At 59.9% G+C, this 19,953-nt stretch carries 18 protein-coding genes and 1 tRNA gene; 8 read left to right on the forward strand and 11 right to left on the reverse strand.

Annotated elements, in window-relative coordinates; translation table 11 throughout:
* Positions 1-27: 27 nt before the first annotated feature.
* On the reverse strand, positions 28-567 hold the full coding sequence (gene graD / locus V6S97_RS08440) for an FADH(2)-dependent resorcinol hydroxylase reductase component (protein WP_334426531.1): 540 nt from the start codon (positions 565-567) through the stop codon (positions 28-30).
* Positions 568-772: 205 nt separating this feature from the next.
* On the opposite strand from graD, the gene V6S97_RS08445 reads away from it, so the two are divergent.
* Positions 773-1,204 carry a MarR family winged helix-turn-helix transcriptional regulator gene (locus tag V6S97_RS08445; protein ID WP_003503954.1) on the forward strand — a complete coding sequence of 144 codons (432 nt, stop codon included), beginning with the start codon at positions 773-775 and terminating at the stop codon, positions 1,202-1,204.
* A 138-nt stretch (positions 1,205-1,342) separates the two neighbouring features.
* Positions 1,343-1,732 carry a hypothetical protein gene (locus V6S97_RS08450; RefSeq protein WP_111820733.1) on the forward strand — a complete coding sequence of 130 codons (390 nt, stop codon included), beginning with the start codon at positions 1,343-1,345 and terminating at the stop codon, positions 1,730-1,732.
* A 124-nt stretch (positions 1,733-1,856) separates the two neighbouring features.
* Here the strand turns inward: V6S97_RS08450 and V6S97_RS08455 are convergent, their stop codons facing one another.
* The 4 genes from V6S97_RS08455 to V6S97_RS08470 form a co-directional block, all read right to left on the reverse strand.
* Positions 1,857-2,486, reverse strand: coding sequence for an outer membrane protein (locus tag V6S97_RS08455; RefSeq protein WP_112356164.1), 630 nt, complete (start codon positions 2,484-2,486; stop codon positions 1,857-1,859).
* A 289-nt stretch (positions 2,487-2,775) separates the two neighbouring features.
* Complete coding sequence (locus V6S97_RS08460; RefSeq protein WP_334426532.1) at positions 2,776-4,173, reverse strand: sensor histidine kinase; 1,398 nt, start codon at positions 4,171-4,173, stop codon at positions 2,776-2,778.
* A gap of 35 nt (positions 4,174-4,208) precedes the next feature.
* Positions 4,209-4,883, reverse strand: coding sequence for a response regulator transcription factor (locus tag V6S97_RS08465; protein ID WP_035212640.1), 675 nt, complete (start codon positions 4,881-4,883; stop codon positions 4,209-4,211).
* Between the two features lie 157 nt (positions 4,884-5,040).
* Positions 5,041-5,673, reverse strand: a complete 633-nt coding sequence (locus V6S97_RS08470; protein WP_334426533.1) for a TetR/AcrR family transcriptional regulator — start codon at positions 5,671-5,673, stop codon at positions 5,041-5,043.
* Positions 5,674-5,813: 140 nt separating this feature from the next.
* Between V6S97_RS08470 and V6S97_RS08475 the strand changes: the two genes are divergently transcribed.
* A complete protein-coding gene (locus tag V6S97_RS08475; RefSeq protein WP_334426535.1) occupies positions 5,814-7,850 on the forward strand; it encodes an NADH:flavin oxidoreductase in 2,037 nt (678 codons plus the stop codon).
* 78 nt (positions 7,851-7,928) lie between these two features.
* Here V6S97_RS08475 and V6S97_RS08480 read toward each other — a convergent pair whose 3' ends face one another.
* From V6S97_RS08480 to V6S97_RS08495, 4 genes are all read right to left on the reverse strand, one after another.
* Entirely contained in the window at positions 7,929-8,990 is a 1,062-nt protein-coding gene (locus V6S97_RS08480) for an ABC transporter ATP-binding protein (protein WP_020810394.1), read from the reverse strand.
* On the reverse strand, positions 8,987-11,218 hold the full coding sequence (locus V6S97_RS08485; protein WP_334426537.1) for an ABC transporter permease: 2,232 nt from the start codon (positions 11,216-11,218) through the stop codon (positions 8,987-8,989). Before V6S97_RS08485 ends, V6S97_RS08480 begins: the two co-directional genes overlap by 4 nt.
* Before the next feature lie 85 nt (positions 11,219-11,303).
* Complete coding sequence (locus V6S97_RS08490) at positions 11,304-12,329, reverse strand: ABC transporter substrate-binding protein (RefSeq protein ID WP_020810392.1); 1,026 nt, start codon at positions 12,327-12,329, stop codon at positions 11,304-11,306.
* Between the two features lie 112 nt (positions 12,330-12,441).
* The gene (locus V6S97_RS08495) at positions 12,442-13,434 is read right to left on the reverse strand and encodes an ABC transporter substrate-binding protein (protein ID WP_080866437.1); all 993 of its coding nucleotides are present in this window, start codon (positions 13,432-13,434) and stop codon (positions 12,442-12,444) included.
* A 239-nt stretch (positions 13,435-13,673) separates the two neighbouring features.
* On the opposite strand from V6S97_RS08495, the gene V6S97_RS08500 reads away from it, so the two are divergent.
* Together V6S97_RS08500 and V6S97_RS08505 are read left to right on the forward strand one after the other, a co-directional pair.
* Positions 13,674-14,414, forward strand: a complete 741-nt coding sequence (locus V6S97_RS08500; protein ID WP_003503937.1) for a response regulator transcription factor — start codon at positions 13,674-13,676, stop codon at positions 14,412-14,414.
* Positions 14,411-16,516 (forward strand): sensor histidine kinase, encoded by a 2,106-nt coding sequence (locus V6S97_RS08505; protein WP_003503936.1) that lies wholly within the window; start codon positions 14,411-14,413, stop codon positions 16,514-16,516. Before V6S97_RS08500 ends, V6S97_RS08505 begins: the two co-directional genes overlap by 4 nt.
* Here the strand turns inward: V6S97_RS08505 and V6S97_RS08510 are convergent.
* Complete coding sequence (locus V6S97_RS08510; RefSeq protein ID WP_334426538.1) at positions 16,513-17,847, reverse strand: aspartate aminotransferase family protein; 1,335 nt, start codon at positions 17,845-17,847, stop codon at positions 16,513-16,515. The genes V6S97_RS08505 and V6S97_RS08510 overlap by 4 nt on opposite strands.
* A 102-nt stretch (positions 17,848-17,949) precedes the next feature.
* Between V6S97_RS08510 and V6S97_RS08515 the strand changes: the two genes are divergently transcribed.
* From V6S97_RS08515 to V6S97_RS08525, 3 genes are all read left to right on the forward strand, one after another.
* Positions 17,950-18,798 carry a LysR family transcriptional regulator gene (locus V6S97_RS08515; protein ID WP_334426539.1) on the forward strand — a complete coding sequence of 283 codons (849 nt, stop codon included), beginning with the start codon at positions 17,950-17,952 and terminating at the stop codon, positions 18,796-18,798.
* Positions 18,799-19,090: 292 nt separating this feature from the next.
* The gene (locus V6S97_RS08520) at positions 19,091-19,294 is read left to right on the forward strand and encodes a cold-shock protein (protein WP_003503933.1); all 204 of its coding nucleotides are present in this window, start codon (positions 19,091-19,093) and stop codon (positions 19,292-19,294) included.
* 281 nt (positions 19,295-19,575) lie between these two features.
* Entirely contained in the window at positions 19,576-19,758 is a 183-nt protein-coding gene (locus V6S97_RS08525) for a hypothetical protein (protein ID WP_334426541.1), read from the forward strand.
* Positions 19,759-19,876: 118 nt separating this feature from the next.
* Here V6S97_RS08525 and V6S97_RS08530 read toward each other — a convergent pair.
* Positions 19,877-19,953: transfer RNA gene (locus tag V6S97_RS08530), tRNA-Met, on the reverse strand.

Consider the following 19,953-nt stretch of genomic DNA (forward strand, 5'->3'; position numbering starts at 1 on the left):
CCGCCGGAATTGTCTGAGCGGTAATGATCAGGCGGGCAGGCTCGCGGGGCTTGCGGCGCAATATTGGGCGTTTTCGTAAAGCAGCGGCCGCGTCGTCTCGCCGACATCGGCCGAAACCACCTGCCCGATAAAGACGGTATGGGTTCCATAGGGCATGGCAGCAACCCGACGGCAGGCGATTGCGGCATGGGCCGTCGGCAGATAGAGAACGCCATTGTCATGGCGCTGCCATTGACCGTCGTGGAAACGCTCTTCCGGCGGCACCTTGCCGCTAAAGGCATCCGACAGGGCCATCTGGTCCTGCGTCAGCACATTGACGATGAAATCAGGCCGGCACAGCAGCAATTCATGCAGCAGGGTGCGATTGTTCAGGCAAACCAGCAGAGACGGCGGCTCCATCGAGACTGAAGTGACAGCCGTAACCGTCATGCCGTGGTCGCGCTGATCACCCGAAGCACAGGCCGTAATGACGGTGACGGTGGCTGGAAAACGGCGCATCGTCGAACGAAAATTCTGGCCGACGCCTTCGGGTGCAAGGCCGCTCAGGCCAAACAATGCTGATGTCATGAGATCCTCCCAAATCCTGCATTTCTATTTATTTGCGTTTGCAACATTTGTCAATGCAAATGTTTTTCGTCATTTATTGAGCGAGCGAGGACCTCGCATTCTCCGTCTTGTGGGGCGAAGCTATTGAAACGGATGGATTGTGCCGGTACAGCCGATAGGCGCACATCAGCATTTGCGCAAATGGTTCTCAAACGGGGATTTGCTCGTGTCTTATCAATTCACCGACTCGGTACCCTACCTGCTCAACTGGGTGGGCGTTCGGCTTGGCGAGCGCTTTTCCGTGAGACTGGCCTCCTATGACATCACCCTGCCGATGTACCGCGTGCTGGCGACGCTGCGGCAGCAGGAGAGCAAGACGCTGACCGAGCTTTCGGACATGGTGTCTGTGGAAATTTCCACACTGTCCCGGCTCGTGGGGCTGATGGTCCGGCGCAACCTCGTCAGCCGCGAACGGCCTCTCGACAATGCACGCATCGTGCGCATCACCCTCACCCCGAAGGGTGAGGAACTGGCCGATGAACTCATGCCTATCGCCGCCATGTTCGAAAAAACCGCCATCGAAGGTCTCGATCCCACTGAGGCAAAACTTTTCAAAAGCATCCTGCGCCATATCGGCCGCAACATCGCCGGCCTCTGACACAGATAGCCGGCGAACTAGCTCTCCAGCTGAGACGGATCGGCAGTCACGGCCCGCCCAACGATCTTCCCGTGCAATGTACTTGCAACAAGCTGTTCCTATCCCTGCGGTATGTCCCCGCAGCTGAAAGGAATTTCCATGTCCAGCAGAGCATCACTCACAGTCCCGACAGCAATCATCCTTATCGCCGGCGCGTCCATGCTGCTCACGGCCTGCGCCTCGACCGTCATGAAAAGCTATATCGGCGCGCCGATTACCAGCGTGATGCTGGACTATGGGCCGCCGGACAATATTTACAGCCTGGGTCCCGGCCAGCAGGCCTTCCAATGGCGGAAGAAAAAGACACAGGTCGTTGCCGGGTCTTCGAGTGGCGAGGTGCGGACAACCCGGCGCGGCGAGCGATATGAAGTGTCGGAAACGCCAGGTTATGTCGAACGCATCGATTGCTATTATACGTTCTATACGCGCGGTTCCGGCAACGAGTGGTACGTAACAAGCTTCCGGCAGCCTTCGCTTGAATGCGAATGATCATTTCCGGATTTCATCCGGCGCCGCATGTTTTGCGGTCCATGCTATTCTACCGCCGCCTTCACGCTGAAAGCGGCGGGTTTCTTTTGAAAATTCTCCCTGGGCCTGTCATGGGGCGGGCCGATCAGAAACGATAGTTCAGGCCGGCCTTGATGACATGATCGCTGACATCGGTCTTCGACCTGCCGCTTGAAGTCGTCGTGGCCACATTTCCTGTGCTCACATAATTATATTCAAACTTTGCCGACAGGCCGCCGCCGAAGCTCTGTTCAACGCCTGCCCCGACCAGATAGCCCTGTTTCCAGCCATCGGGACCCGTCACGCCATTGCCGTCCTTGAACTTCGTCGTGGTCAAGCCGGCAGTGCCGTAAATCAGCGTCTGGTCGAGCGCCACACCGGCCTTCATCTTGGCCGCGCCGCGGAAACGCTCCCGCAACCGGCCGTTGGGCACACGCGCCTCATTTCCGAGATAGGAACCTTCGAGTTCCGCGCCGACCACGCCCGAGCCGAACTGGAAGTTATAACCGGCCTGAACACCGCCCGTCAGGCCGCGGCCGCTGGCCAATGGGTTGAATTTCGGGGAAGCGACGCCACCATGCACACCGACATAGGCCCCGCCCCAGGAGAAGGCCGGCTGACTGCCATAATCGAAGGACTGCTGCGTATTATAGTTCGTAAGATCGGCGGAATAGGCATTGCCTGCAACCGCAACAGCGACGGCCGCGGCGACAAGCGATTTCTTGATGATCGACATGAATGACTCCAGACGAAACCGATGCGCCGTCTTCCGGCGCAGCCAAGTTTCAGTTCGCGTTGAAGAACCGGAAATCCGGCTCCCGTTTGTCTGCTGCGCCGGCCGACATGACGTGCGGATGCGGTCAGCAGATAAGGGGATTTTCCCCGCGAGAATTGCGCTTGCATTGCATGGAGCGCATTTTATTCAAAATAATTTATTTATTTAAACAAGTTAGAGGAATTTCCTTAACCAAATCGCAAGTAATTTCGTCATCGGAGCTCGTTCGGGCACTCGAGAATCTCATCAGCTAAACGGTGCCAGCCGCAATGCCTTTTGAGGAGATCGAGCGAATTTCGAGCCGAACACAAAAACCGGGATCGAGATCGAGGAACAAGACACGACCGCAATGAAGCTCCGCTGCCTTCTGGACCAGATTTAACCCAAGGCCGGCTCCGGGCGAGTTGGTGTTGATCCGATGAAACGGCTCGAATACCTGCTCGCGTTCGGAAACCGGGATGCCCGGCCCTTCATCACGGACCTCAATCGCACCTGCCGGGTCGACCCGGATCGTGATTGCGCCTCTGCCGCCCGCATGATCGATTGCATTGCGCAGGAGGTTGACGACGGCCATCTCGATAATCGACGCCTGCACCGTAAAGATGGCCGCATCCGCGCTTGGCTCGAAATCGAATTCATATCCGGCATCCATTGCAATCGGGGCAAGGTCTGTTGCGATGCGTTCGACAAGCCTATTGAGATCCCGCGGCTCCGCCGGCAGTTCCACCGCACCCACAGCCTGCATCTCCAGCAACTGATGCGCAACGCGGGTGAGGCGATCGATATCAGCCCTGATCTGATGGCTCAGCGCGTCATCGGGCAAGAGGTCGGCTCTGGTGCGTACGATTGCGATCGGCGTCCTGAGCTCATGCGCCGCATCGGCGAGAAAGCGGTTACGGCGATTATACCCGTCATCAAGCCTCGACAGCGCGACGTTGAAGGCATCGACCAGCGGGATGATTTCAAGGGGAACTTTCGAACGGTCGATACGCTCGGACCGGTTCTCGAAATCAATGGACTGCGCCTGCTTCACGGTTTCCATCAGCCCGCTCAGGGAGCGCCCGACCGCCCGCGGGGTCACGAGCAATGTCGCGATACCCGTCAGGATCAGCATGGGCACGACGGCGATGAGAATGATGAAGCCCAGCGCCGGCAGCACGGTGAGCCAGCGGATGGAGCCCTCGGCATCCTTTTCCAGGTCCAGCTGAACATTGATCCAGATACTCAGCCCGTCATTGGGGATTCCCTCCTCCGTCCCGGCAATGAACTGAAACCGCCCGGCGGCTGTATCGCGGTTTTCCACGGTGGCGCGGAGCGTTCCGGCCGCCTCCAGGCGTGCGCGGTCAAAACTCGGGGGAAACACCGCCGACAGGGCGGGCGGCGGGACAACCCCATATTGCAATACGATGTCATTGGCGTCGCGCACCACAAACCAGAGATTTGGATAGCGCCGTTTCAGCTCCGCCAGCTCCGGCGTTGCCGACAATTGCGGCCTGCCCTGTCCATCCTTTGTCACGCTCTCCGCGACAATGCGGGCGGCCTCTTCATTCGCACCTTCGAGCCGTGGATCAATGACCCATATCCAGCCGATGAGAAGGATGACGAAAAGGACGAGCAGGAATGCCTGCAATGCGAAAAGGCGCTTCATCAGCCCCCATCGCAGGGATCGATCGGGCGCTCTCTTCATGTCTTCGACCGGATGAGGTAACCGATATTGCGCACGGCTCTTATTTCCACCGTGGCTTCCGCCTGCGCCAGTTTCTTCCTGATACGGGAAATATGTGCATCGAGAGCGTTGGACTCGATCTCGTCATCGAGCGTATAGACCGCCTCGATCAGGTTCGACCGCGTGACAATGCGGTTCGGACGCCGCATCAGCGCTTCAAGAACAAGATATTCCCGACGCCGCAACTCGATGATGGAGCCGGCAATGCTGACTTCATTGGCGCGCGGGTCAATACTCAGATTTCCGAAATGCGCATATTTGTCGGAAAGAGAAGGGCCGCGTCTGTGGAGCGCCCTGAGGCGGGCGAGCAGCTCCTCGATCGCAAAGGGTTTGGCAAGATAATCATCCGCCCCGGCATCGAGCCCATCGACACGATGATCGACACTTCCGAGCGCCGTCAAAACAAGGATGGGCACGGTATGTCTGCTCCGGCGAAGCGAAGCCACGAGGTTAAGCCCTTCGCCATCGGGAAGGCGGCGATCCAGAACCAGAACATCGTAAGACCCGTCCCGCGCAAGGGCGTCAGCGTCGCTGATTGTGCTGACATGATCAGCAAGCACATCGCGCCGGCGCAGGGCTTCGAGAAGTGCGCGCGCCATTTCGGGTTCATCCTCAAGAAGCAAGATTCGCAATGACGTTCCCCAGATGAATCCTTGCCATCCCCCACCACTGTTCGGTGAATGTTGCAGCTACATTGCAGGAGGACGGACAGACAATTCGTCTTGTATCACCTTGCCCGTCACGATCCGACGGCATTGCGCGTGTTTTCGCGACGTCGTCGCGTCAGGTTCACGAACCCGGCCGGTACCCATGCCTCGCATAAAACCGGTCAAGCTCACGCTGCTGTGGCGCCTCGCCGGTATAGATGGCGATATAGTCCGGAATTCTCTGCATCCGCACCGACACATCTTCCTCGGACTGCATGGAAATGTAGCCGATCTGCACCAGATAGGTCGTCCGGGCACGCACATCCGCCGTGTTTTCATTGTGACCGAACCGCACGAACATGCGTGAAAGCGCCGCCATTCTCATCTCGTCAGCCTTGCGAACTTCCGCAAGAATCTCATCGGACTGAAGGGCCCAGCTTCGAACCGCGAACTCAAATCTGCTGTCGAAAAGCGAGGAATCCAGCCAGCAATCGAAAACATTCAGCATGGCTTCGGCAAGCGTCTCGGCATAGGCTTCCGACTGCCTGACGATGTTCCCGGTATTTTTTTCCCGCCAGCGGGCGACGAGTGCGGCCAGCAATTCCTCCCGGTCCTTGAAAAACCAGTAGAAGCTCGTGCGCGACAGATTGAGCTTTTTCGCCAATGGCAGGATTTTGACTGAATCCACGCCCGATTCCAGCAAAGCCTGATAGGCGGCCTCAAGCCACCCCTCCTGCGATCCACGCCAACCGGTGTCGTTCAATGTCGCTTCCATGACCGGTTCGTAGCAAATTGGTCTCTGCGCGACAAGCGGATGTACACCTATGTCGAAAAGAAAGACAATTGTGCTTTGTAAATTGACACAAGTGTACATTTCCGCTTAGCCTTGAGACAGAAACCCTTTTGGAGCAGGCTATGTCGAGTGATCCCCTTCTTCAGCCCTACCAGCTAAAACACCTCACGCTGCGCAACCGCATCATCGTCACATCGCACGAGCCCGCCTATCCCGAGGACGGCATGCCGAAGGGACGTTACCGCGCCTACACGGTGGAGCGGGCGAAAGGCGGCGTTGCGCTCACAATGACGGCCGGCTCCGCCGCTGTCTCCAGGGACAGCCCGCCCGTCTTCAACAATCTGCTCGCCTACAAGGATGAAATCGTCCCATGGATTCGGGAAATGACCGACGCCGTGCATGAACAGGGTGCGGCGATCATGATCCAGCTCACGCATCTCGGCCGCCGCACCCGCTGGGACAAGGGCGACTGGCTGCCGATCCTTGCCCCGTCCCATCATCGCGAAGCGGCGCATCGGGCTTTTCCGAAGAAGATCGAGGACTGGGATATCGAGCGTATCATCAAGGACTTCGCCGACGCCGCCGAACGCATGAAGGCGGGTGGCATGGACGGGGTGGAGCTGGAAGCCTACGGCCATCTGATCGACCAGTTCGTCTCGCCGCTGACCAACGAACTGGACGGCCCCTATGGCGGCCCGCTTGAAAACCGCATGCGCTTCTGTCTCGACGTCTTCAGGGCGATGCGCGAACGCGTGGGCGACGATTTCATTCTCGGTGTCCGCTATACCGCCGACGAATGTCTCGAGGGCGGCACCGGGCAGGCAGAGGGCATCGAAATCGCCAGACGCCTGAAGGACAGCGGCCTGATCGATTATCTCAATGTCATCAGGGGCCATATCGACACCGACCCGGGCCTGACCGACGTCATCCCCATTCAGGGTATGGCCAACGCGCCGCATCTCGATTTCGCCGGTGAAATCCGCGCCGCTACCAGCTTCCCGACATTCCACGCCGCCAAGATCCCCGATGTCGCCACCGCCCGCCACGCCATCGCTGCCGGCAAGGTGGACATGGTGGGCATGACCCGCGCGCACATGACCGATCCGCATATCGTGCGCAAGATCATGGAAAAACGGGAGGACGATATTCGCCCCTGTGTTGGCGCCAATTACTGTCTCGACCGCATCTATCAGGGCGGTCTCGCCTTCTGCATCCATAATGCGGCAACGGGCCGTGAGGAAACCATGCCGCACGAGATACCCAAAGCGGCGGAACGCCGGAAGGTGGTGATTGTCGGCGCAGGGCCGGCCGGGCTCGAGGCCGCACGCGTCTGCGCCGAGCGCGGCCATGAAGTCGTCGTTTTCGAGGCCGCCAACAATCCCGGCGGCCAGATCCGGCTGACGGCGCAAAGCGAACGCCGCCGTGAGATGATCAGCATCATCGACTGGCGCATGAGCCAGTGCGAAAGACTGGGCGTCACCTTTCACTTCAACAACTGGGCGGAGGCGGACACGGTTCTCTCGGAGAACCCAGAGGTGGTCATTATCGCCACCGGCGGCTTGCCGCATACCGACGTGCTTTCCAGAGGCAACGATCTCGTGGTCTCGGCCTGGGATATCATTTCCGGCGACGTCAAGCCGGGAACGAATGTGCTGGTTTTCGACGACGCTGGCGACCATGCCGGCCTGCAGGCCGCCGAATGTCTGGCAAAGGCCGGGGCGAAAGTGGAGATCATGACGCCTGACCGCGCCTTCGCCCCGGAAGTCATGGCCATGAACCTCGTTCCCTATATGCGCTCCCTGCAAAAGCTCGATGTCACCTTCACCGTTACCTACCGGCTGGAAGCCGCGGAAAGAAACGGCAATCAGCTTATCGCCCATGTCGGCAGCGATTATGGCGGCGTGACGAAATCGAGGACCGTCGACCAGATCGTCGTCAACCACGGCACGATCCCGCTGGATGACCTTTATTTCGACCTCAAGCCCGGCTCGAAGAACCTTGGCGAAATCTCCTACGACGCCCTGCTTGCGGGAACCACCCAAACGGTCGAGCGCAATCCTGATGGCGCCTACCGGCTCTTCCGGATCGGCGATGCGGTCGCCGCGCGCAATACCCATGCGGCAATCTACGATGCGCTTCGTCTGGCAAAGGACATTTAAGGCTGGCGTTCCCGACACACAGAGGCAGACCAAAGCTGCCTCTGTCGCAATGAAATCCTGAATGCGGGACCGGCGGCATCAAGCCTGAATCAAGGCGATACCCCGGTTCCTGAACCCCAGCGTCACGTCGCTCGCCGCCGGCAGGCTGGTCTCCACGGCATGATCGACAATGAATAGCGTACCGATATCGGTTTCCACCTCATATTCGACGTGACCGCCGAGATAGGCGCTGTGCAACACCCGCCCGGCCAGCCCCTGCCCGCCCGGCTGTCCGATGGAAATCGAGCCGGGACGAACCGCGAGTTTGGCCGGGCCTGGCCGGGCATTGCGGGCCGAGACCCGATGATCGATCCCGCCGACACGGATCAGCGCATCGGCGCCCTCAACGCCGATGACCTCGCAACTGACGACATTGGCCTCACCCATGAAATCGGCGATGAAGGCGGAGGCCGGCGCTTCGTAGAGATCGCGTGGCGCACCCGACTGAGCGATCTCGCCATCCTTCATCACGATGATCCGGTCGGAAACAGCCAGCGCCTCATCCTGATCATGCGTGACATAGACGGCAGTAAAGCCAAGCCGCTGCTGCAATTCGCGGATTTCGGTGCGGACCCGGCGGCGAAGGCGGGCATCGAGGTTGGAAAGCGGTTCATCCAGCAGCAGCACCTGCGGCTCCAGCACCAGCGCGCGGGCGACCGCGACACGCTGCTGCTGGCCGCCGGAAAGTTCGGCCGGAAGACGGTGCCCCATGCCGGCAAGGCCGACAAGCTTCAACCCCTCTTCCGCCTTTTCCCGCGCCTCTGCCTTGCGCAGCCCGGAGGATTGCAGACCGTAGGCGACGTTATCGAGCGCCGTCATGTGCGGGAAAAGCGCATAGGACTGGAAGACCATCGAGACATCGCGCTCATTGGCGGGCAGCATGGTCACATCCTTGTCGCCGATCAGGATACGCCCGTTGGTCGGATGTTCGAGGCCCGCCAGCATGCGCAGCGTCGTCGTCTTGCCGCAACCGGAGGGGCCGAGCAGCGTCACCAGCGTGCCGGGCTCGATGGTGAGCGACAGGTCGGGAATGGCGGTGAAAGCGCCGAAGGTCTTGCGGACATTCTGGAAGGTGACGGAACCGGGCTTTACGGAAATCATGCGGTTTTCTCCTGGGCAAGAGGAACGGAGGAAGTGGAGGGCAGGCCGGCGACGCGGTTTTCGCGCCGCAGGCGACGCTCGCCGACAATGAGCTGGAAGCCGGTAATGACGGTGATCATCACCACGATCAGCATGGAGGAATAGGCGATCGCCACCCCATATTCGCCGTTCTCGACAAGGCCGACGATGTAGGAGGTCGCCATGTTGTATTCGGCGCTGACGAGGAAGATGACGGCGCTGATCGAGGTGATGGCGCGGACGAAGGAATAGACCAGCGCGGCCGTGATCGCGGGCCTGAGCAGCGGCAGGATGACCTTGCGGATGGTGCGGAAACTATTGGCCCGCAGCGTCAGCGAGGCCTCGTCGAGGCTCTTGTCGAGCTGGCTCATCGCCGCGATGCCGCCGCGCACGCCGACCGGCATGTTGCGGAACACGAAGCAGGCGATCAGGATCAGCGCCGAGCCCGTCATTTCCACCGGTGGCAGGTTGAAGGCCATGATGTAGCTGACGCCGATAACCGTGCCGGGAATGGCGAAGCTCATCATAAGCGCGAATTCGAAGAGGTTCCGCCCGGCAAATTTCTGCCGCACGATGATATAGGCGGTCAAAAGACCGACGGCAGCGGTCAATGGCGCAGAAACCAGCGCGATCTTCATGGTCGTCCAGAACGAGTTCCAGGCTACACCGGTCCAGGCGATCGAGCCATTGGAGAAGCTGACGGAAAAGGCGCGGATGTAGTGGTCGAAGGTCAGGGAATTGTCGAGACCCCAGGTCTTCACGAAACCGCCCACAAGGATCATGCCATAAACAACGATGGTGAAGATCATCCATGGCACGACGACGGCGTGGACGCCGATGGACAGCCCGCGCGGAAGCGCGATATGCGCGCCGCTGTCGCCCTTCCCCGTCACCGTCGCGAAATTCTTGCCTGCCAGCCAGAAACGCTGGGCAAGGAAGGCCGAAAGCGTGAAGCACAGCAGGATGATCGCCAGAACCGCGGCGCGGGACGGATCATTCTGTGAGCCGACAACGGCGAAGAAGATTTCCGTCGACAGAACACCATGCGTGCCGCCGAGCACCAGCGGATTGCCGAAATCCGCCATGCTCTCGATGAAGCCGATCAGGAAGGCATTGGCGAGACCGGGCTTCATCAGCGGCAGCGACACCCGCCAGAAGGTGCGCCAGCGGTCGGCGCGCAGCGTCTGCGAGGCTTCTTCCATTGACGGGCTGACGCCTTCGACCACGCCGATCAGCACCAGAAACGAGATGGGCGTGAAGGAAAGGACCTGCGCAATCCAGATGCCGGTCATGCCATAAAGCCAGCGGCCCGGTTCGATACCGAAGAGATAGGAAAGCCATTCGGTGACGACGCCGGCGCGACCGAAAAGCAGCGTCAAAGCAAGGCCGATGACGAAAGGCGGCGTGATGATCGGCAGAACCGTCAGAAGCCGCAGGCCCTTCTTGAAGGGAAAGCGCGTGCGGGTGGCGATCAATGCAAAGCCAAGGCCGAGCACAGTCGAACCGAAGGCCGTCATCAGGGCAAGGAACAGCGTGCGCCACGCGACACCGCAACGCTCTTCACCCACTACGCAACCGAGGCTCCAGATGCCGGGATCCTTGATATTGCGGATGAAGCCATCGGCGTTGAAGGAGCCGTCGAAATCCTGAACGGACGCAACCAACATGCTGCCGATCGGATAGAAGACAAAAACCGTGACGAGGAAAACCAGAACGGAAATGGCGCCGACGACGAAGGCGTCGCCCTTCATGACGCCGCGTTCGGCAAGGCCGAAGGCAAAAAGAAGCACGAAGACGAACGACATGACGACGGCGCCGGCACCCATGGACGGCTGGCCATCGGCAAGCATGCCGAAGAGGTTTTCGCTCACCGTCCAGCTCCAGCCGGTAAAGCCGATGGCCAGCCCCTGCAAGGCGAGGAAAACAAGTCCGACGGCTCCGATAATCGCAAGAAGCCTGCCACGTCGCATCGGATCACGGATAGGCCGGACAAGGCATGCGGCGAGGAAAAAGACAACCACGCCGACAAGCCATGGTTTGCCATAGGACAATATCTGCAGCACACCTGGCGCATTGCTGGCCGACGAGAAAAATCCGGATAGCCAGCGGAAGCTGAAAAAGCCGCCTTCGATGCGATACCAGGGAAGAAAGACCAGAGCAAAAGCCCCGAGCGCCAGGACCATGTCCAGCCTGCGATTGCCACGTGTCATGGCCGACCTCGCTTATTTCATGCCGATGAAAGAATGGCGGACACCCCGGCTTTAAAAGCCGGGATGCCGATCGCCGGAGTTTAGATCAGTTCGCGACCGCACCGACCTCACGGTCCCAGCGTTCCAGCAGCGCCTTGCGCTTGGCCGGATCGCCATAGGTCTTGAAGTCGTAGTCGATGAGCTTGATGTCTTCGAACTTCGGCGCTTCCTTGGGCACTTCCGCCGTCTTGTTGGAGGGAAGCTGGAAGGACTTGGCGTCCTTCATGCGCGACTGCACTTCCGGCTTCAGCGCCCAGTCGTACCAAGCCTTCGCATTGTCGAGATTGCGGGCGCCCTTGATGATCGACATGGAGCCGATCTCGTAACCCGTGCCTTCGCAGGGCGCGATTGATTTGACCGGGAAGCCTTCCGCCGTCTGCGCCACCGCATCATGCATGAAGACGATGCCGAGCGCGGTTTCGCCACGCGCCGCCGCCTTGACCGGTGCCGAACCGGACTTGGTATATTGCGAGATATTGGCGTTGAGCTTCTTCAGATAGTCGATCGCCTGATCCTCGCCCATGATCTGCACGAGCGACGCCAGCGCCGTATAGGCGGTGCCAGACGAATTCGGATTGGCGATCTGGATTTCGCCCTTCAGCTCCGGCGCCAGCAGATCGGCCCAGCACTTCGGCTCCTTGTAACCCTTGGATTTGAAGATTTCGGTGTTGTAACCCCAGCCCAGCGCGCCGGCATAAACGCCGACGGTTCTGTAACCGGTGCTTTCCGCCTGTTTTACGGCCCAGTCCTGCAGCTGGTCCAGCATCGGCGACTTGTATTCAAGCGTCAGGTTCTCGGATGCCGCCTGCATATGCGGATCGCCGGTGCCGGCCCACCAGATATCGGTCTTGGGGTTGCGGGCTTCCGCGCGCACCTTGGCGTAGGTTTCGCCCGAAGACAGGCGCACCATGTTGACCTTGATGTCGTGTGACTTTTCGAAATCACCCTTCATCTGTTCGCAGATGACGACATCGGCCGAGCAGATCAGGTTAAGTTCGCCCGCCGCCTGAGCGGAAACGGCGCTAAGCGCCGTACCGGCAAAAAGCAGGGTGGAAAGTATTGTCAGTCGCATGGTTATCCTCCTGTAGCTTGCGTCTGAATTCTTGGGCCACGCGCAAACATGGCTCTGCCGGTCGCGACACCTTGTGGCGCGCGTGCTGTCTTTTGGGATGTTGGTTTTTGCCCTACTGGGTCGGGTGGATTTCGCTGTCGAAGCGGCTCAATAACCGACTTCGCTCTTCAGGCTGGCCAAAGGTGGCGAAGTCGTAATCCACCATCTTGATCATCGATATGTCAGGTGCGGTCAGTGGCAATGTCGCCCGGGCATTGGAAGGCACCTGGTTCTGGCCGGCCGCGGCCCCGGTCGCCTGCCCTTGCGGGCTCAGCGCAAATTCCACGAAGCTTTGCGCAAGGGCAGGATTGCGATTGCCCTTGACGATGCTGACTGCCCCGATTTCATAACCGGTACCCTCGCACGGCGCGACGATGACAAGCGGGAAACCCTCGATCTTCTGGGTCACGGCATCGTGCATGAAGGAAATCCCGATCATGATCTCGCCCCGCGCCGCCGCCTTGACCGGCGCTGCACCAACCTTGGTATAGCTCACGACATTCTGGTTGAGCTTCGCCATGAAACCAAAAGCTTCCTCCTCGCCAAACAGCTGGACGAGAGTGGCCAGCATGGTGAAGGCCGTACCGGAATAGTTTGGATTGCCGGTCAGGATATGGCCGCGATAGACATCCTTCGCCAAGTCCTTCCAACAGGTCGGCGCCGGCAGATTGTTCTTCGCAAGCAGTTCCGAATTATAGGCAAAACCCAGCGCGCCGGCATAGATTCCGGCAGACCGAGACCCAGACATCACGGAGAAATTCTGCGCCCAGGGCAGCAAATCTTGCTGATGGACGGGCCGGTATTCATCCAGCAACCCTTCCGAACCCGCCTGCAAATGGGTGTCGCCGGTACCACCCCACCAGACATCAACCGTGGGATGGGATCGTTCGGCGCGGATCTGATCGAGGATTTCGCCAGTGCTCTTCCGCACCATTGATATCTCGAGACCGACCTTGGCTTCGAAAGCCCGCTTCATGGTCAAACACCAGGCCTCGTCGACGCCGCACAGGACGTTCAACTTCGGCTCGGCCATGCCATGCCCTGCGCCGCACAGCCATAGGACCATGCTCGCCGCAAGTGCGGTCAATGCTTTCAATTAAGCCTCCCTGCCTGGAACCTCCCCGTTCCAGTCTCCACCAACAGCATGTCACATCCAGCCCGCACCGCAATCGAAGAATGGTTACCAATCTTTCACCGCACCGCCGAACAAGATTACAGTTATTACAATTATGACAGGGGAGATAACCAGCGAACCTTTGAAGATCGCCGCCGTCGCGCCTATGATGACAGCGGGAGGAATATGCAGTGCTTAATCAGAAGGTTCGCATTCTGATCGTCGAGGACGATCCGGATATGGCCGAGCTCATCTCGGACCTCATCGAGGCAGAGGGCTGGCTGCCCACCTGCGCGCGCTCCGCCGAGGAGGCGGACGAGATATTGGCAAAGGACAGGATGGAGCTCGTCCTCGTCGACCACAATCTGCCCGGCACATCCGGGCGCACCTTTGCCCAGCGGCTGCGCAGCCAGATCGACATCGGTATCGTCATGGTCACCGCCGCCGGCAGTGCTGCCGATAGGGTACTCGGTCTTGAAACCGCCGCCGATGATTATGTGGTCAAACCCTTCGAACCGATCGAACTCACGGCGCGGATCAAGGCCGTCCTGCGGCGAACAATCCCGTCGCTGAAACAGGACAAGGACAGCGAGCGGGACCACGGCCGCACAGCGCTGCGCCTCGGCGACTGGGCGATCGATCTCGATGCGCGCCGCGCCGTCTGCCTCGCTGACCGCAGCCGCACGCTCACCAGTGCCGAATTCGCACTTCTGGAAATTCTCGCAGAAACACCCAACCAGCCCGTCAGCCGCTCCCAGATTCTCGACAGGCTGGGTTCGGAAAGCGACCGTTATATCGACAGAAATGTCGACGTGCTGGTGCTGCGGCTCAGGCGCAAGATCGAGCGTAACCCGGATCTTCCACGTCACATCAAGACGCGACGCGGCAAGGGTTATGTCCTGCATACCGATGAGGGCGAGCTTTCCCCGTGATCAGCCGCTCCTTCCTTTCCTCCATCGCCTTTCGCCTGCCCTTTGCGATCGTCTTTACCTGCATCCTCGTCTTCAGCCTTTCCGCCATCGCCATTTACGGCCTGCAGCGCGCCCGCGATGAAATGGCGGCCTACGGCTTGCAGGCCTTTTCCAGTCTCGCCAAGGCCTCACTGGTCTCGCGGCAGGTCTCCGATCTCGTCTCCAGCGCCCCGTTTCTGATGAATGCCGCCTCGCCCTATCGCGTTTCCAGCGAAAGCCGCTCCGTGGTCCAGCAGGTCGACCTGCTGTTGCAGATGACGGGTCCAGACAGCGGCGAACGGGCCGCACGCGGTTTTGCGAGCGAGCGTATCGTTGAACTGCTCCAGCTTATCAGGGCGCAGACACTGGACCTCGCAAAGGATGCCGACGCGGCGCAGGGGCACAAGGCGGAAGCGGCGGCAGCGCTCGGCGAAATCGCCACCGGTCAGGGCATCCTCGATCCGGAACTGCGTCGAAGAATGAACGGCATCGTGCAGGCCGCATCCGCATCCGACAGCCTTTTCCAGCTTGGCGAACTGCGCCGCCGCTACGTGGCGGAAACAACGGCGCGCCAGCAGGGTTATCCGGGCGAGCGCCTGCCTGTCGCCGAACTGCGGCCCTATGAGCGGGTATTCGAGGCCCAGAGCCGTTACCTTCTGGAAATGTTCGCGATCCGCGCCTCTGTCTCCCGGCTTCACACCGTCTCGCGCGATCTTTCCCATGTGACCGAAACCCAGGGCGACGCTGTTGCGCGAAGCCTGAACGAAGACCTTATCTCGACCTCCGATGCTCTCAACCGGCTGCTGATCATTGTCGCCGTCGCCTCCCTTCTGGTTCTCATCGTGGCAATCTTCTCGATCCGCTCAGTGATGCGTGTCTCGCGCGGGATCGTGACGCTCTCCAACGGCATGAATGCCCTCGCCAAGGGGGAAAAAGACGTCGGGCCGCCCTCCTATACGGGTCCCGAGACGGAGTTGATCCGGCTGCTTGATGCATTCCGCGCCTTCCACGACAGCGTCGATCGCGTCTCGCGCCTCAGGCGCACGGCGGAAGCGGCGGCCCGCACCATCCGCTCGACCTTCCGCAACATGAATGAGGGAATAGCGCTGTTCGATCCGGCTGGCAGACCAATCACCATGAACCGCCGCATCATCGAACTCGTCGGACGCTCCGGCTCGTCGCGAAAACTGCCGCTTCGCCGGTTTGTCGAACCCATCCCGGAAATCGACCCGGCTCTACTGCCCTTCGATACAGAGCCGGGGGAGTTGCTCGACCGCGCAGTCGTGCGCCATCGCACTGACGATCAGCGGGTGATCGAAGTCTCGATGTCGCGCCAGCCGGATGGCGGCATCGTGCTGCTCGCCCGCGATGTGACCGCTCTCGATCGCCAGGAAGCGGAAGCCGTGAAGGCCCAACGGCTTGATGGCATTATGCGCATGACCCACCAGCTCAGCCATGAGGTGGGCAACATGATCGGCATCATCACCGGCAGCCTCGGCCTTCTGGAACGGGAAGCCGGTTTCAACGATCGCCAGAAGCGGCACATCGCCCGTATCCGCAAGGCGGCAGACCGCGGCCGGTCTCTGGCCAGCAGCATGCTCACCATCGGCAGCCAGCAGCCGATCCATCCAAGCGTCATCAATGTCGCAAGCCTGCTGCGGGGCATGGCCGATATTCTGGAAATCGCCGTCGGCCCCAAATGCCGGATCGCGCTTGATACCGATGACAATCTTCCCTCGATACCGCTGGACCCTGCCCTCTTCGAGCAATCCATTCTCAATCTATGCCTCAATGCCGCAGCCGCCATGCCCGATGGCGGCCTGATTTCGATCGAGGCCGCCTCTGGAAAAGATACGCTGGTGATCACCGTCACCGACGAGGGCATCGGCATGACACCGGAGGCCGTGGACAAGGCGTTCGAGCCCTATTTCACCACGCGGGGCGATCATGGCGGTGCGGGCCTTGGCCTCGCCATGGTCTACGGGTTCGTCCGCCAGAGCGGCGGTGAAGCGCATATCAGTTCCAGACCCGGCGAAGGCGCAAGGGTGGAACTGACATTCCCGGCAAATGCCGGCCACACCTAGCGGGCAAGCTGTGCGGATTCGATAGAATCCGCCAGTATCTCCAGCCCAAGGTCGATTTCCGAATCCGATACCGTCAGCGCCGGCGCAATGCGGAAAACGCCGCCCATGCCGGGCAGCTTGACGATGTTCATGCTGAGGCCACGCAACATCGCCTCCTGCATGATGCGCGCACCAAGTTCGAAACCCGGGGCTTTCGTGTGGCGGTCTGCGACGACTTCAAGTCCGAGCAAAAGCCCGCGCCCGCGCACATCTCCAACGCATTCGAACCGTTGCTGCAGCGAGAGCAGCCCCTCCTTCAAACGATTTCCGCGGGCAATCGCCTGTTCCACCAGACCATCTCGCGCCACCACATCGAGAACCGTCACGCCGACAGCCGCCGGCAGGGGATCGGAAACATGGGTCGTATAGAACAGAAAACCCCTCTCGAAAGCCTTCTGCTCGACCTCCGCACGCGTCATCACCGCCGCAAGCGGCAGGCCGGCGCCGAGCGTCTTCGACAGCGTCATGATATCAGGCGTCACGCCATCGCGCTGAAAGGCGAACATGTGTCCGGTCCGGCCGACGCCGGTCTGCGCCTCATCGAGGATGAGCAACATGCCCCGCTCCTCGCACTTTTTCTTCAGGGCAGCGAGATAACCGAGGGGCAATTCGAGGATACCGCCGCTCGACAGGATCGGTTCGGCAATGAAGGCGGCGAGATTGCCCGTCGACTGGCGATCGATCAATTCGAAGGCATCGTCAAGCTCCGCCTGCCAGTCATTCGATCCATCGGGGTTCTTGAAGCGCGGACGATAGGCATTCGGCGCGGGAATAACGAGTGAGCCGACCGTCGCCGGGCCATACCCCCGGCGGCCGGCGCTATAGGTGGCGGAGGCCGCAGCACCGGTCATGCCGTGCCAGCTCTGTGCGAAGGCGACGATCTCATGCCCGCCGGTCACGAGCTTCGCCATGCGGATCGCCGCTTCGTTGGATTCAGCGCCTGTTGTCAGCAATTGCACGCGATCGAGACCCGGCGCCAGAGCCGCCAGCCGCGCCGCAAGTTCAACGACCGGGCGGGACAACATGCCGGAAAACAGATGCGCAACCGATGCCATCTGCCGGTTGACGGTGGCGACAATATCCGGATGGGTATGTCCGAGCAAAGCACTCATCTGGCCGGAGGTGAAATCGAGAATGGCGCGGCCATCCGCATCATAAACGAAACTTCCCTCGGCCCGCTCGACGATGATCTCCTCAAAGGCGGGTCCGTAACGGGTCAGGTGTTTATTGGCAGCGTCCCAGAATGCCGGTTCGTCGTTGAGCGAGGAGAAGTTCTTCGCGAGATTGTCCATGGCTCGTTCCCCAAAGTTTATCTTGGCGAAACATAACAACCCATTGCCACCCCGGTCCAATTGATAGTATTTTATTCCGATATCGATAATTTTGATATCGCCATGCTCGACCTTACGCTCCTGAAGAACTTTACCATTGTCGCGCGAGCTGGCTCCATCAGCGTCGCCGCCACACAGATCGGGCGCACCCAATCCGCGCTCAGCACACAAATGCAGCGGCTGGAGGAACTGGTCGGCCACACGCTGCTGCAGCGAACGGGTTTGGGAGTACGTATAACCGCGGCGGGCGAGAAGCTGCTCGCCCATGCCAGCGCGCTTCTTGCCCGGCATGATGAAATCCTTGCCGACATGGGCGAGGCGACGCTGCAGGGAACCGTCAGCCTGGGCTGCCCTGAAGATTACTCCATCGCCTTCCTGCCGGAACTGCTGAAAGGTTTCTTCAGCACCTACCCGAAAGTCGATCTGCGCATGGTCTGCGCCCCCACGACGGAATTGCGTCCCCTCCTGCAGCGCCGCCAGATTGACATGGCGCTGGTTTCGCAATCCGATCCTGAACACCGCGACGTGCTCCGCAGGGAAAGTTTCGTCTGGGTGGCGGACAGGCCGGAACCGGACCTCATCACCAAGGATGTGCTGCCGCTGGCGCTCTCAGCACCCGTGACGCTCGATCATCGCGCGGCGTGCGACGCCATGGAAACCGCCAATCGCCGCTACCGTGTCGCCTTCGCCAGCAACAGCCTTGCCGGCCTCATCGCGATCGCGCGTTCCGGCCTTGCCATCAGCGTTCTGACCAGGACCGCCGTTCCACCGGACCTTCATATTGTCAAAAGCGGACTGCCACCCCTGCCGACGATCGGTATCGCAATCGAGTTTGCCGATCCGCAGACGTCATCGGCAGCCAGGGCGCTCGGCGAGCACATCCGCGCTGTTCTTCCGGGGCTCAGCCTTTAACGCCGGTCGATCCGTCGCTCCGACCTACAGTCGTTTGGTCCTGAATTTGAAATGAGAACGTCTTTATGGGCAAATCCAATCTCTTCGCGATCTTAAGCGTAAGAAGATCGGAACGACAGACATGTGACCGTTCATGAAGAGAACGGCTCATCGCGATGCTCTTTGTTACAAGCGGCAACGCGGTAAACGCGCCTTTTTCCAGCTTTGTTATTGCCAAGGTGGGACCGCTGACTTGATGCGGATCACCGCAACCGCTATGCGATGATGTCGCACATCAAAAAACGAGGACATCATGGCAACTGGTATCGTAAAATTCTTCGCTCAAGATAAAGGCTTCGGCTTCATCACTCCCGACAGTGGTGGCCCTGACGTCTTCGTCCATATCTCAGCCGTCGGATTTGGCGGCGCCCTGCAGGATGGCCAGAAGGTCAGCTACGACGTGGGACAGGATCGCAAGACCGGCAAGTCCAAGGCAGAAAACGTGACTGTCCTCTGACAGGCCACTCTGTCGTCGAATGTGAGTGCCCGTTCGAAATGACCAGTGTCACTTCGAACGGGCATCTGCTTTTCGGTCCGGCAGATCGGAAAAACAAGGACGACAGGCAAAGAACTGAAATATACATGCCGCACGAGGATCTTGGAAACCGCCAGATATCTTCCCAACCGTGTCGTATTATCGCCGAATCTCGATGTATAGCGCGGTCTCCGGAGCGCCTACATCAAGTCGCGACAGGGGTTCAGACACGTTATTTCTACGAGAACTAGAACTAGATAGACTTGACCTTCGATGCCGCGCACAAGGCAATTGATGCTGCCGGGGCTGCAGCGCCGGACTACCCCTTTTGCAGCGCACAGAAGACGATCATGTCCGCGCTGTTCTTCCGGGTCTCGTTCTTTCGTCGAGAGCGGTTTATCCCCGCGATCCTGCAAATCCAGCTTCTGTATAATCTCAGGCATTGAGAGGTTGGAGATCTGGCCGACCATCGCGGTTTGACGGAATATCGTAATTTCCGCGGTCCAGAAACGCAAAAAAGGGCTCGGAGTTTCCCCGGAGCCCTTTGATATGTTTGGTAGGAATTGGTTGCGGGGGCAGGATTTGAACCTGCGGCCTTCAGGTTATGAGCCTGACGAGCTACCGGGCTGCTCCACCCCGCG

Source organism: Agrobacterium sp. CCNWLW155, assembly GCF_036888815.1.
GTDB classification, from domain to species: Bacteria; Pseudomonadota; Alphaproteobacteria; order Rhizobiales; family Rhizobiaceae; genus Agrobacterium; species Agrobacterium radiobacter.